The sequence below is a fragment of the Pedobacter sp. Leaf170 genome, from assembly GCF_920984665.1.
Lineage (GTDB): Bacteria > Bacteroidota > Bacteroidia > Sphingobacteriales > Sphingobacteriaceae > Pedobacter.
Genome location: NZ_CAKLBP010000001.1, coordinates 1,112,505 through 1,125,702, shown reverse-complemented (window position 1 = coordinate 1,125,702; position 13,198 = coordinate 1,112,505). Strand labels below are relative to the sequence as shown.

The 13,198-nt window shown below is 37.0% G+C and carries 12 protein-coding genes; 2 read left to right on the top strand and 10 right to left on the bottom strand.

Annotation, left to right across the window (positions count from 1 at the left end):
- Window positions 1-407 precede the first annotated feature (407 nt).
- The 8 genes from pruA to LUA90_RS05020 form a co-directional block, all read right to left on the bottom strand.
- Window positions 408-2,042, bottom strand: a complete 1,635-nt coding sequence (gene pruA, locus LUA90_RS05055) for an L-glutamate gamma-semialdehyde dehydrogenase (protein WP_231464049.1) — start codon at window positions 2,040-2,042, stop codon at window positions 408-410.
- Window positions 2,043-2,163: 121 nt separating this feature from the next.
- Complete coding sequence (locus LUA90_RS05050; RefSeq protein WP_231464047.1) at window positions 2,164-2,625, bottom strand: 4'-phosphopantetheinyl transferase superfamily protein; 462 nt, start codon at window positions 2,623-2,625, stop codon at window positions 2,164-2,166.
- On the bottom strand, window positions 2,612-2,875 hold the full coding sequence (locus LUA90_RS05045) for an acyl carrier protein (RefSeq protein ID WP_231464045.1): 264 nt from the start codon (window positions 2,873-2,875) through the stop codon (window positions 2,612-2,614). The genes LUA90_RS05050 and LUA90_RS05045 overlap by 14 nt, the downstream gene beginning before the upstream one ends.
- On the bottom strand, window positions 2,868-4,148 hold the full coding sequence (locus LUA90_RS05040) for a beta-ketoacyl synthase (protein ID WP_231490514.1): 1,281 nt from the start codon (window positions 4,146-4,148) through the stop codon (window positions 2,868-2,870). The genes LUA90_RS05045 and LUA90_RS05040 overlap by 8 nt, the downstream gene beginning before the upstream one ends.
- On the bottom strand, window positions 4,141-4,587 hold the full coding sequence (locus LUA90_RS05035) for a 3-hydroxyacyl-ACP dehydratase FabZ family protein (RefSeq protein ID WP_231490513.1): 447 nt from the start codon (window positions 4,585-4,587) through the stop codon (window positions 4,141-4,143). Before LUA90_RS05035 ends, LUA90_RS05040 begins: the two co-directional genes overlap by 8 nt.
- 1 nt (window position 4,588) lies before the next feature.
- Window positions 4,589-5,641 carry a type III polyketide synthase gene (locus tag LUA90_RS05030; protein ID WP_231490512.1) on the bottom strand — a complete coding sequence of 351 codons (1,053 nt, stop codon included), beginning with the start codon at window positions 5,639-5,641 and terminating at the stop codon, window positions 4,589-4,591.
- Window positions 5,638-6,351, bottom strand: coding sequence for a methyltransferase domain-containing protein (locus LUA90_RS05025; protein ID WP_231490511.1), 714 nt, complete (start codon window positions 6,349-6,351; stop codon window positions 5,638-5,640). Before LUA90_RS05025 ends, LUA90_RS05030 begins: the two co-directional genes overlap by 4 nt.
- Window positions 6,348-7,484, bottom strand: a complete 1,137-nt coding sequence (locus tag LUA90_RS05020) for an NAD(P)/FAD-dependent oxidoreductase (protein ID WP_231490510.1) — start codon at window positions 7,482-7,484, stop codon at window positions 6,348-6,350. The genes LUA90_RS05025 and LUA90_RS05020 overlap by 4 nt, the downstream gene beginning before the upstream one ends.
- A 406-nt stretch (window positions 7,485-7,890) precedes the next feature.
- On the opposite strand from LUA90_RS05020, the gene LUA90_RS05015 reads away from it, so the two are divergent.
- Together LUA90_RS05015 and LUA90_RS05010 are read left to right on the top strand one after the other, a co-directional pair.
- Window positions 7,891-9,468: a membrane dipeptidase gene (locus tag LUA90_RS05015; RefSeq protein WP_231490509.1), complete on the top strand. Its 1,578-nt coding sequence runs from the start codon at window positions 7,891-7,893 to the stop codon at window positions 9,466-9,468.
- 37 nt (window positions 9,469-9,505) lie between these two features.
- On the top strand, window positions 9,506-10,633 hold the full coding sequence (locus tag LUA90_RS05010; protein ID WP_231490508.1) for a hypothetical protein: 1,128 nt from the start codon (window positions 9,506-9,508) through the stop codon (window positions 10,631-10,633).
- 31 nt (window positions 10,634-10,664) lie between these two features.
- Here the strand turns inward: LUA90_RS05010 and LUA90_RS05005 are convergent, their stop codons facing one another.
- Together LUA90_RS05005 and eboE are read right to left on the bottom strand one after the other, a co-directional pair.
- Complete coding sequence (locus tag LUA90_RS05005) at window positions 10,665-12,014, bottom strand: alkaline phosphatase family protein (RefSeq protein ID WP_231464030.1); 1,350 nt, start codon at window positions 12,012-12,014, stop codon at window positions 10,665-10,667.
- On the bottom strand, window positions 12,007-13,197 hold the full coding sequence (gene eboE, locus LUA90_RS05000) for a metabolite traffic protein EboE (RefSeq protein ID WP_231490507.1): 1,191 nt from the start codon (window positions 13,195-13,197) through the stop codon (window positions 12,007-12,009). Before eboE ends, LUA90_RS05005 begins: the two co-directional genes overlap by 8 nt.
- Between the last annotated feature and the right edge of the window lies 1 nt (window position 13,198).

Sequence of the window (13,198 nt, the reverse complement as noted above, 5' to 3'; positions counted from 1 at the left end):
TCCTGACGTAATTTATTTAATAGGCTTTCTCCTCGTCTAGATAACCTAAGGTCGTTAAAAAGTTTACTGTAATCTGTTCCAAACATGAAACAAAAATAAAAATAAAGATGTGGGTACACGGTAGGATTGTAGCGGCATCCTTTTTGGCTGCTACAGGCTAAACTTACGAAGTCTAGCACATAATCCAAATTATTAAACTTTGTGAGTTTGCTTAAAAGAACCCAAAAAGATATAGCGTAAAGCCCGGGCAACATTAATCTTTTTTGCTGCAATTGCTTTCCAAAACCTTTTGAAAAAGAAAACCCCTTGATAAATCAAGAGGTTTCTATTATGTTAATGCTTCGACAAGCTCAGCATGACAACCATAAATTTACAATCCTAGGTCTGCGTTTGCACAAACCAGAATATTAATCTTCTGCCAAAAACGGATAACGGTAATCGGTTGGCGATTCGAAAACTTCTTTAATGGTGCGTGGAGAAACCCAACGCAATAAATTAATCATCGAACCTGCTTTATCATTAGTACCAGAACCTCTGGCGCCGCCAAATGGTTGTTGGCCAACAACAGCACCGGTACATTTATCGTTGATGTAAAAGTTTCCGGCCGAGTTGCGTAATGCATGGCTTGTTTTATCAATCGCGTAACGATCTTGCGCAATTAACGCACCCGTTAAGGCGTAAGGAGATGTTGTGTCAATTACTTCCAAAATAGAATCGAAATCTGCATCAGCATAGATGTAAACTGTTAAAACCGGACCAAATAACTCTTCGCACATGGTTGTGTATTTTGGGTCTTTAACCACCAAAACGGTTGGCTCCACAAAATAACCTTTGCTCTTATCATAGTTACCGCCCGCAATAATTTCTACATCTTTATCTTTTTTAGCCTGGTCTATGTATTTCGCTAATTTATCGAAAGAACGTTCATCGATAACAGCATTTATGAAGTTGGTAAAATCTTCTGTTCCGCCCATTTTAAATGTTGCTAAATCGCGTAACATTTGTTTTTTAATTTCAGGCCAAAGGCTTTCTGCGATGTAAACACGACTAGCAGCAGAGCATTTCTGACCTTGATACTCGAAAGCACCACGAACAATTGCTGTATTGGCAATATCAACCTGTGCAGAAGGATGAACCAGGATAAAATCTTTACCGCCGGTTTCGCCCACTATACGCGGGTATGATTTGTATTTATGAATGTTTGTACCAATAGTTTTCCAGATTTCCTGAAACACTTTTGTAGAACCGGTAAAGTGGATACCTGCAAAATCAGGGTGGTTGAAAATCACTTCTCCGGTTTCTGGTCCATCAGCGTAAACTAAATTGATAACGCCATCCGGTAAACCCGCTTCGCGGAAAATTTCCATTAAAAGGTTTGCGGCATAAACCTGCGTATCTGCTGCCTTCCAAACCACAACATTACCCATCATTGCTGCCGATGCAGGTAAATTTGCTGCGATAGCTGTAAAGTTAAATGGTGTTAAAGCAAATACAAAACCTTCTAGCGGGCGTTGCTCTACTCTGTTCCAGTTTCCACGAGGAGAAACAGGAGGTTGTTGCTTGTAAATATCGCTCATGTAACTTACGTTAAAACGTAAGAAATCTATCAGTTCGCAAGCTGCATCAATTTCTGCCTGGTATGCATTTTTGCTTTGCCCTAACATGGTTGCTGCATTTAATTTATAACGATATTTGCCCGCAATTAAATCAGCTGCCTTTAAAAATATAGCTGCTCTGTGCTCCCAAGATAGGTTTTCCCAATCTGCTTTTGCCGCTAATGCAGCATCAATTGCCTGGGCAACATGGGTTTTATCGCCAATACTATATTGTGCTAAAATATGTTGATGATCGTGTGGTGGAACAACCTTACCTTTTTTAGTGGTATGTACTTGCTTACCACCAATGTACATCGGGATATCTTGTTGATGAGACCTCGCTTCAGCAAGTGCTTCTTTTAAAAGAACACGTTCTTTACTGCCTGGGCCATAATTTAATATAGGTTCGTTTACCGGAGTAGGTACGTTAAAAAATCCTTTAAGCATATTTTATTTTTTATGATTTGTCCAAAGATAAGGCTTTTTAAAGAAGGCTATTCTATTATTCTGTAAAGAAAATAGGAGTGGGCACCAGATGCAATATGACCTAATATTTTAGGCTAATTTTTTAATATACAAGCGCCAGATAACGCCCGTGATGACTTACGCAAGCCGCGCTGGTATTTTTATAATCAGCTAATAAATTTGGGGCTTTATAAATAGCTGTTTTAACATTAACGCAGTGGTTTTTTAAGCAACTAGCAACGGTATGAACATAATCATCATTAATATCACTTTCAGTGTAGTAGGTTTCTGCGTCAATGCAAACTGCTCCTTTTTTTAAATCTTCCTGCCGGATACTACACTCTAAACTTGTTGGCGCAAAGTTCCGTACACCTGTAATGCGGTTATGAATTTTGTAAGCGGCTTCTTTCATACTCCACAGCAGCCAAACCAACCGATCAGGATTTTCAGAAGAACGTATGTAAAATTGTTCTTGTTTAGTGAAAATTTTATTTAAAAAGCCACTTCTTTGCCAATTGCTTTGGGTTTTGGCAAGCTTTAAATCTACAATATCATTTCCCAGCATTGCTATTCATTTTCTCCTCAATAATAGCAATTGTTGCCTCTACAGTCAGCATTTTTGCCATTGATTCGTTGTCTATTTCAATACTAAATTTTTCTTCCACATCAAGTACCACATCAACCAAATTGGCAGAATTTATTTTTAAATCTTTGATAAAATCTGTGCTTTCATTTATGCTTTCTAGTGCAGCAACATCTTCCGTGTAGGGCTTTACAATAAGCTTTATTGCCTCAATAATTTCGTTTCTATTCATGGTTGTATTTTTTAAAAATAACACAAACGTTAACATCTCCAAAGCCAAAACTAGCTTTCGCAATAATGTTAACCGGTTTATTTATCAACTTTGTTGGAATGCGATCTTCAGCAATAGTAGCTGTTATTGCTGGATTTAAATCTTCGCAATTAATATTCGGGAATATAAAACCTTGCGCTAATTCGAGTATTGAGGCAACACTTTCAATACTTCCAGCTGCGCTGATGCAATGACCAATCATCCCTTTTAAAGAATTTATGTATGGAAAATCATCGGCGGTTGCACCTAAAGCTGCTTTCCAGTTTTCAATTTCTAGCGCATCTTTGGCGGTTGCGGTTAAGTGTCCATTAATTAAATCAATATCCTGCGGTTTGATGTTAGCATTTTTGATGGCGTTTATAATGCACCTTTGTACCGCCTGTGGATTTGGTGCGGTCATGGTGCCTAAACCTCTTTGGCCGCCAGAATTTAAGTCTCCACCTAAAACCTCGGCATAAATTTTAGCCTTTCTGGCTAAGGCATATTCGAGCGTTTCTAAAACCATCGCACCTGCGCCACTACCCGGAACAAAACCACTCGCAGTTAAACTCATTGGTCGGCTTCCTTTTTCGGGCTCATGGTTATGTTTGTAAGTGCACACTTTCATTGCGTCAAAACCACCCCAAATATATGGTCCACTATCGCTGGTGCTTCCGGCCAACATTCTTTTGGCTTTGCCTGCTTTTATCCTTTCGTAAGCAAGTAAAATACTTTCAGCACCGGTTGCACAGGCAGATGAATTGGTACTGACTTGATTGCCTAAACCGAGTTTTCCGCTAATAAAAGCGCTCACACCGCTTGCCATCGTTTGTATTACTACAGAACTTCCAAGCTTGCGTATTTCCAAATCATCAATTTTATTTATGGCCCATCTAAATTTATCAATCCCTGAAGTGCCTGTACCGAAAATAGTTCCGCTATCCCAATCGGGTTCATCAGATTCGTTAATGGTTAAACCAGCATCTTTCCAGGCATCTAAACCGGCCACAACGCCATAAACAATTCCTGTGCTATTTAAATTTCTAAGCTCAAGAGGAGAAAAATATTCTGCAATTCGTTCATCGCTTAAAAACGGTTTGCCAGCTATCTGGCAAGAAAAACCTAAAGCTTCTAAATCGCTTTGAAAAGTTATGCCCGAGATTCCATTTTTAATTGCATGCGTAAAAGCAGGTAGTGTTGTGCCGTTTGGTGCACAAACTCCCAAACCAGTAATTACTACGCGAATATTATCCATTATGTTTAGAAATTAGCATGCCAGATATTGTTCCTTTACAAACCAAATCTCCATTAGCATTTTCCATTTTTACTTTACAGCTTAGCTTGTTAAATCTAAAGTATATCTTTTCACTGCTTACCCAAACCTGTTCTCCGGGGTACACAGGTTTTAAAAAATCTATAACATTTGATGTCATAACAAAACCCATATCGTTTTTAGTTAAAGCATCTTTCAAAAGAAAAATCCCTAAACAAACCAGTCCAATTTGCGCCATGGTTTCAGTTAAAATTACCGCTGGTGTAACAGGATTATCTTTAAAATGGCTTTCAAAAAATGTTAAATCTTTACCAAATGTAAATGTTCCTTTGGCGCCATTTTGGTCTACTTGTAGCAGTTCATCAACAAATAAAAATGATTTCCCGTAAGGTAGTTTTTCTATAATTTGGCTGTTTGTCATGCTACCATTCCAATAATATTCTTTGTGCTGAAAATCCTGGTCCGAAGCTTAACATTAAACCTTTTTCTCCCTTTAGAGGTTTTTTATCCATATAGCTTTCCAAAACGTAAAGTACGGTGGCGCTACTCATATTTCCATACTGTCTGAGTATTTCTTTAGTTTCGTTTATGTTTTTGCCCAGTTTGCCAAATAATTCTTCTACAACCTGTATTATCTTTTTTCCTCCTGGATGAAATATCAGATGTCTAATATCAGCTATTGCTAAATTATTTTTTGCTAAAAAAGGATGTATAATTTGAGGAAAATGTGCTTCGATGGTATTTGGAACTTCAACATCTAAAACCATCTGCAAACCGGTATTTGTTAACTTAAAACCCATCATATCTTCAGCATCATAAAAGTGATACATTTCTTCTGCTAACATTTCCGGACCATCATCTTCATCGTTTGAACTTAGTAAAACACAGGCTGCTCCATCGCCAAAAATTGCAGCACTTACAATGTTTGCCATCGAAAAATCGTTGAGCTGAAAAGTTGCAGTTGGAGATTCGACTGCAATAACAGCTGCTCTTTTACCCGGATTTGCCTTCAAAAAATTTTTGGCATAAATCATTCCCGAAACTCCCGCGGCACAACCCATTTCTGTAACCGGCAAACGGACAATATCATTACGGAGTTTAAGTTTATTGATTAGATAGGCATCCAAAGATGGAATCATTATCCCGGTACAGCTTACCGTAATAATGTAATCCAAATCTTCGGGTTTCCAATTCGCTTTTGCTAAAGCGGTTTCTAAACATTGCGCACCTAATCTAATGCCTTCACGTATGTAAATGTCGTTGCGCTTTTCAAAACTCAGGTCGCTAAAAACCTCCTCGGGCGACATGAACGAGTAACGTTTATCTACTGCGGCGCCTTCAAAAATCTTTTTTACTTTTCTAATAAATCTTTCATCCTGGTCTTTAAGCCAAACATCTAGAAAGGGAATAATATCTTCAGTTGCCCTCCAAAATTGGGGTAATGCCTTACCAACGGCTTTTACAATTACACTCATGCTGTTTTAATTATCCATTGGTATCTAAAAGCCCATTTCCATTTAATCGAGCTGGTTTTTATATTTAATTTTTTCGCATACGCGATGAAATCTTCTCTTTTAAAGCCACGCAAAATTGAAATTAATCCATCGGTTTTCGACATGTGATTTAGGCGGAATACAAAACAAAGCACTTTAAAAAGTTGATAAGCTATTGCACTGCGTTCCAAATCGTTTATTACAATGCCAATGCTTGCAGTTTGCTTAAAATAGTTTAAAAGCTTTATTATTTCATCGTTTTTAAAATGATGAAGCGTTAAAGTGCAGAGGTAAATATCGCAAGCTTGCATTTTTACTGAATCATCAAAAATATCTAAACATTGATAACTAATATTTGCATAATCCTTTGATAAATTTCTGGCGTGTTCAATCGTAAATTGATTAGCATCAATGCCTACTAATTCAAAATTTAAATTGTTTTTTTTAGCATAATTTGATAATGTTCTAAGCATATCTCCATTGCCGCAACCTATATCAGTAATACGAATTATGTTATTGGTTGGATTATTTTCAAGCAATTTTTTAACCCCATCAACAGTAACCTTGTTGCCACCCAAAAGCTGATTGATACTTGCAATTTTATCTAATGCATCTTGTAAAATTGCCCCTTCCATTTCAAAATCGTCCATCATCTCGGGGGCTTCGCTACGAAACCTGGTATCTACTATCATATTTCTGATGCAATTATCGGTTTACCATGTGTGTATTTTATGGTTTTATTTAATATCGCCGGGAAAAGATTTACAGTTTTCATAGCTATGTTTTCCATCATATTATTTTTTAAAACTGAGGCTAAAATTTTTCCAAATTTTAATCTTTGGGCAAATAGAGCCTTCCATTGTTGCGTATATTGCTTTTCGAGTGCTTGCCTATCAGGAATGATTCCATTATGAAATTTATATAATAGCTCCGCAACAATTTTAGCGCTGTGAATGGCCATAGCCATACCATTTCCACAAAGTGGATGAATTAATCCGGCAGTATCGCCAATCATTAAAATATGGTTAAGTACCGGCTCTTTTTTTTCAAAAGAAATCTGACTGATGGTTAAAGGTGCTTCAAAAATCATCTCTGCTTCACTAAAAATACGCTCTAGATTTTTATTTTGATGCAACACATTTTTTTGAAAGGTATAAATATTTTTATGTTTTTTGAAGCTTTCATAATCTGCTAAATAGCAAATGTTTAAAATATCATTTTCTACTTTTGAAACGCCACAATAGCCACCTTTAAAATTGTTTAAGCTTACAATATGGTTTGCGAAATTTGATTTGTAATGTGCCTTTACTGCAAGGTACGGAGATTTTTTTCCAATAAATTTACGATCGAGTTTAGAATCTAATAGTGCCCTTTTACCATAAGCGCCAATTACATGTTGTGCCTTATAAACTGAACCATCAACAGTATCTACAACAAATTGATTATTAGTATAGGCTACATTTTGCACATTTCCATGAAAAATATTTATTCCCCGGGTTGTAGCAACCTGATAGAGGTAATTATCAATTGCATATCTGCTTAAGCCAATGCCTCCAAGTGGTAAATTAGTTTTAATGCTGTTGCCATCAACAGATGTAAATTGTAGTTGGTTGATTTGATTTGGCTTCAGAACTGATAAATCTAAGCCAAGCCAATTGTAATACGGTAGAATTTCGTTCGAAATATATTCTCCGCAAACTTTATGATGAGGATAGTTTTGCTTCTCGATAAGTGTAACCTCTAAGCCTAATTTTTTAAGATGCAAAGCCGCCGTTAAACCAGCTAAACCACCACCAATAATCAAGATTTCTGTTTCAATAGGCATTCATCAAGATAACACTTTAAACTCACCTTTGTTTAAAGCGTTACCTTATTAATGGATAAATTTTTAGAAAGGCAAAAATTGCCCTTTAGAATATTGTTAGTCCCGTTTTTCATGTATGCCTGCGGTAGGCAGGTGTTCCTTATATTGCAGATGCTTTATGCCTCAAGAATTAAACAAAGAGACGGCCCTTTTTTTATTCATAATTCTACATAAAATACTTAATGTTAGGTATTTATAATTGCTATTCTTTTCTTATATTGCATTACCAAACAAATTCTTAACGCTTTTTTATACCCAAATATTTCGCTCCATAAACTTATTTCTAGTTTGGCCGATAGGTGCTATTGGAATTTTTAACTCCGATGGCTGTGCAGACGATTAATCACTAAATTAATCTTCCATATCTATGCCTTATTTTGACTTTCACATTCATCCGACTTTAAAGTCGATGTTCACTACCGGCGCTGCTAAAACAAGCCCCTGGCAAAATATTGATACTAAAAAAATCAATTGGTTTATTCGAATGTGTAGCGATTTTAGCAGAATTTTGGGTTCCCAATCTAACTTTCAACAACTGCTTGATTCGAGATGTAACCTAGTTTGCATTGCTTTATTTGTGCCCGAGCGTGGCTTTATCGACAATAAGCTGCTTAAGAAACAAGCTGAAAAATCGCCATTGCGAGAATATCTTAATCCTTTAAGACTTGACGACATGATTTCGGGCAGATTAAAGCCATTTCCAGATTTAGTAGAGGAAGATTTAAAGCTTATATTAAGTCCGAAGGTAACAGATGATGGCAAAACTGTGGTGGCTTTATCTTATGAGGTAATTTATGATGAAGAAGATAAAGAGCGGATTTATGCAGTTTTTACCATTGAAGGATGCCATACGCTATCTTCAACACTCGACCCAAAGAAGATTAATAGGGTTGAAGTTTTAACAAATCTGGAAAGTTTACGAAAATCTTATCCCATTTTATCTATCAATATAACCCATCTCGAGCAATATCCCTTCTGCAACCATGCTTATGGGATACTTTTTGTAGAGTCGCTAAGTTTTATCCCCAGGGAGAAAGAAATATCTGCAGATGGCATAGAAATTATACGATTTTGCTATGAACGTAATATTTTGGTTGACCTTAAACACATGAGCCTGGGCGCCAGAACCAAATTTATTTATGATATACGTGAAAGAGCAGATTTTGCACCAATTAAGCAGCCTTTGGTTTGTACCCATGCAGGATTTACCGGGCTTTCTGTAGGTGAAATACCAAATTATATGCAAATCGATTCGCCATCGGTAAAAGGGTATTCTAAAATTACCTGGGGAAAACCTACTAAATATCAAACTTACGAATCGGTAGCCTTTAACCCGAGTAGCATTAACCTTTATGACGAGGAAATTATCGCGATTTTGGAATCTGACGGCATGATAGGACTTTCTCTGGATAAAAGAATTTTGGGTTATGGAGAAAGCAGCATCAAAGCCGAAGAACAGCAGGATTTACTTACGGAATCGGAATATATATCTAATAAAGAATTAGAATATTTCATTACTGGAGATGCCGTAGGCGAACATTTAACACCATTTTATTGTATAACACATGAAGTGGTAAACCGTGCTGTACAATCTTTAGTTGATGTTCCATTTTACCACCTTCATCACTTTATGGCACATGTTTTACACCTGATGAAAATTTCAGCTGAATATGGATTTCCGGTAAAAAATGCGCTTCAAAAGGTTTGTATCGGTTCGGATTTTGATGGCTTAATTAATCCTTTAACTTTTTGCGATTCGGTGCTCGAACTCCCGCAATTTGAAAAAGATTTTATAAAATATTTTCCCCGCTTTTTGGAGCAAAATAATTTAAGCAATCTAATGCCATCAGGTATTAGCATACAGCAACTCGCTCGCCAGTTATTCTTTAGCAATGGTCGAGATTTCGTTTTAAAACGATTACCGTTGATTCTGCCAACAACATAACAACCCCCTCAAAATTTTTATCTATAAATGCATGCTCATGAAAAAGGTATCTTTAGAAACAGTAATGCTATTATCCATAGCTTTCTTGTGTTCGCAAAATTCATTCGCTCAAATTCCACAGCAGAAACCGCAAATTACTACGTCTTCAGATAGCAGCTCGGTAGAAGATGACATCCGCAGGGCTGAAATAAGTAGTATTCCGTATAATAATCTGCAACAGATATTTGGGTATCACGACCCGATATTATATCTTTCTCCAGCACCGATGTTTAACAGTTTATCTACCCGCAAAATTGCTTTACAAGATGGTGAAGGCATGAATGGATATTGGCTGGAGGGTAACATTTCTCACAGAGTAACCATGTATCGTGGTAAATATTACAGTCGCCCGTTTTGGTCTCGTGCCAGAATTACCTTTGATGCCGCTTTTATGCTTCGCATGACGAAAGATAGCTCTAGTCCCTTATTGCCAACGAGTAATGATGTGGGTTTAGGATTAGATTATTTGTTAAGCGATGTAAACAAAATAGAATCGCCAAAGGCCACAACCGTTTACTTAAAGGCGCAAATACATCATTATTCAAACGGGCAGGCATTACCTTTTTTTAAATCAACAGCTCCAAATCGCAATAACTATAAAAATGGAGATTTTAGTACCAACTACATCAGGCTGATGGTTTATGGCATGAAGCAGACTAGTGATAATCATATTTATTCGGCTGGGCTTGGCTTGCAACGTGAAGTTGACCTCGGCGGACCATTAACTTTGAGCGATGAACTTGCATCTGCTTATGGCTTAAATAGGGTTTTGCTTAACCTTCAGTGGACAAGAAGATCGAGATTTGTTTTAACACAACTATCAGATACAGATAAAAAGAAATTCTCTAAAAACCCTACAGGAAAAACCGTGAGAAATGCAAGAACCCAATGGATATGGCGAAGTGAACTCGCATACATTATTGATAACGATTTATCTCTTTATCCACTATCTAGTAAATACAGGTTAGGTGTACACAACTACTTAACCTGGATGCCCTGGGTAACCAGTGATTTTGGTTTTGTGTTTCACAATTATTTTTGCAGGGATTACCTGAACATTCGTTATGATGACCCAATTCAAACTTATCAATTAGGTTTTGTTATGAATTTTAATAAAATGCGTTGAGCGAATAATTACATTAAAAGGCAAAATATTGTTATTTATTTAAAGTTTTCCAGATAAGTTCATAGATATCTGTAGGTTGTAAAGTTTCGCTAATTTTCGTGCCGGTAATTACCACCGGTTTAAAATCTGCAGAAACACCTATACGTCCGTGCGAGCCTTTTACCAAAGTTGCATCTAGCGGAATAACATCCATAACATACCTAAATCCTGCTTTTTTCCGCAGGAGTTTATAACCTGCTCTAAGTTTTGACGACATAAACATTTCAACCGGATCGTAACCTGGTTTTTTATGAATGTCTACGCATCTGGCGTAATCTGGCGCTTTTTGGTCATCAAGCCAAAAATAGTAGCTAAACCAACTGCCGGCTTTTGCAGTAACTACAAAATCTCCTGAGCGCTCATGGTTAATTTTATATTCAGCCTGCTGTGTTTTATCGAGTACCAAATCGACACCCGGAACGTTATTCAGCAAGGTTCTTACTTTTTCTGAAATGCTTTTATCCGTTAGGTAAATGTGTGCAATCTGATGATCTGCCACTGCAAAAGCTTTAGAAGCGCCCGCATCTAAAAGTTCAAGACCTCTTTCCTCACGGATTTGAATCAAACCTTCCTTGCGTAACATTCTGTTTAAATGGATTGGATTATTAACACCTTCAATACCATATTCAGAAAGTATGATTACTTCAGCTTCGCGGCTTTCATAAAATTTAACCAGTTCCTCTGCTAAAGCATCAATTTCATTTAATTCTTTACTTATCTTGGTTAAGTCTGGTCCGAATTTTTGTAAGCAATAATCTAAGTGTGGCAAATAAATTAAACTTAGCGTTGGGTTATGCAGGCGTTCGGTTTCCATCGAAGCATCAGCTATCCAACGGCTTGATTTTATATTTGCGCCTGGCCCCCAGAATTGAAATAAAGGGAATTGACCTAGTTTTTCTTGCAAATGGTCGCGTAGTGCTGCCGGTTGCGAATAGCAGTCTGGTAATTTTCGTCCATCAGCCAGGTAATTTGGCCTTGGTGTTACCGAAAAATCGGCAGTAGAATACATATTATACCACCAAAACATATTTGCACAGGTAAATTTTGGATCTGCTTTTTTAGCCCGATCCCAGATTTTTTCACCGTCAACTAATTTGTTAGATTGTTTCCAGAATTTAACTTCACTATCTGTGTCATCATACCAACCATTACCAACAATACCGGTTTGTGCCGGATATTGCCCCGTTAAGTAGCTTGATTGTACACTGGTGGTTACCGCAGGCAATAAAGGCTCTATATTACTTAAGTTTTTCTGCTCAATGTATGCTTTAAGAAAAGGCGTATGCTCGCCAATAACGGATGTTGATAAACCTACTATATTGATAACTACAGTTTTATTCATGAGGATGGTTTAAAATGTTTTTTACCCAATTTAATTCCCGAATGATAGATTCATTCAATGGTGCTTTAAGGTTCTCCGGCAAAACTTCCCAGGTGTAGGTTTCTACTTCAAGATGATTAGTGAAATGGTGTTTTTTGAATATGTTTAGCACCTCAATTATATCGTTTTGCGTAGATTGAATAAAGCCCATATCTGCTATAAAAATAGGCACATGAAAATGAGCACGCCATTCTTCGGCAAGGCAATTTTCATCATCATTTAGTGCTAAACTTAAATCCGGATAACGTTGTAAGCTGCCATCTGCTTTTTTAGCAATAACCTGATGCAGATAAGTTGGCTCATCAAACCTTGAAAGTTCAGCTTTAATTAAAGATCTGCTTTCATCAGTTGCCGGAAGTTTGGCCTTTAACGCTGCACTAATCTGAATTTTTCCAATTTGTATGCCTTTTTCTTTCAGCGTTTTGATAATTTCTTTATGAGGTTCATAACCAATGGCAAAATGACAAACATCATAACACAAAGTGATGTGTGTTTTTAAATCCTCAACCGATAAATTTTTATCTGCCGAAGGCAAAAGTACGTTTTCATACCATTGGATAAATTCTTCTCCTGATTCTAAAAAGCCATCTGGTTCCGGTTCAATATCCAGATGTAATATTTTTCCGGTTTGTTCTTTAATTGCTTTAAGGTTATGCGCAACTTCGATTATATTTTTAGTAGCGATATTAGTTGCTTCAATAGATTTTTCAGCTTCGTTAAACCAGGGTTTATAACTTAATGGAGAGGTTGAAATGCCGCCATCAATTCCATTAGGCAACAATTTGGCAAGTATTTTAAATAAACGGATGGTATAATTTAAGCGCTCTGGCCTTGTCCAATCGGGCGCATGAACCTGATCCTTTACCCGCGTATTATGAAAGCCGCCATAAGGGAAGCCATTCATCGTAAACACATAACCGCCTGCTTCATCCAGCCATGCTTTAAAAATGCTTAAATTATCATTTTCCAGAAGTTCTATGCTGGCCAGGTTTGATAAACGTAAACCAATTCCCATCGGTTCTGATGGTGAAAGTTGTTCTTTTAGTTTTGGAAAACTATCTTTTAAAACGGCAAAATGTGCCGCCCAATTTTCACCTACGTATATATTGGTACAAAAGGTTAGCTGTGCTGAATTTATCTTCATA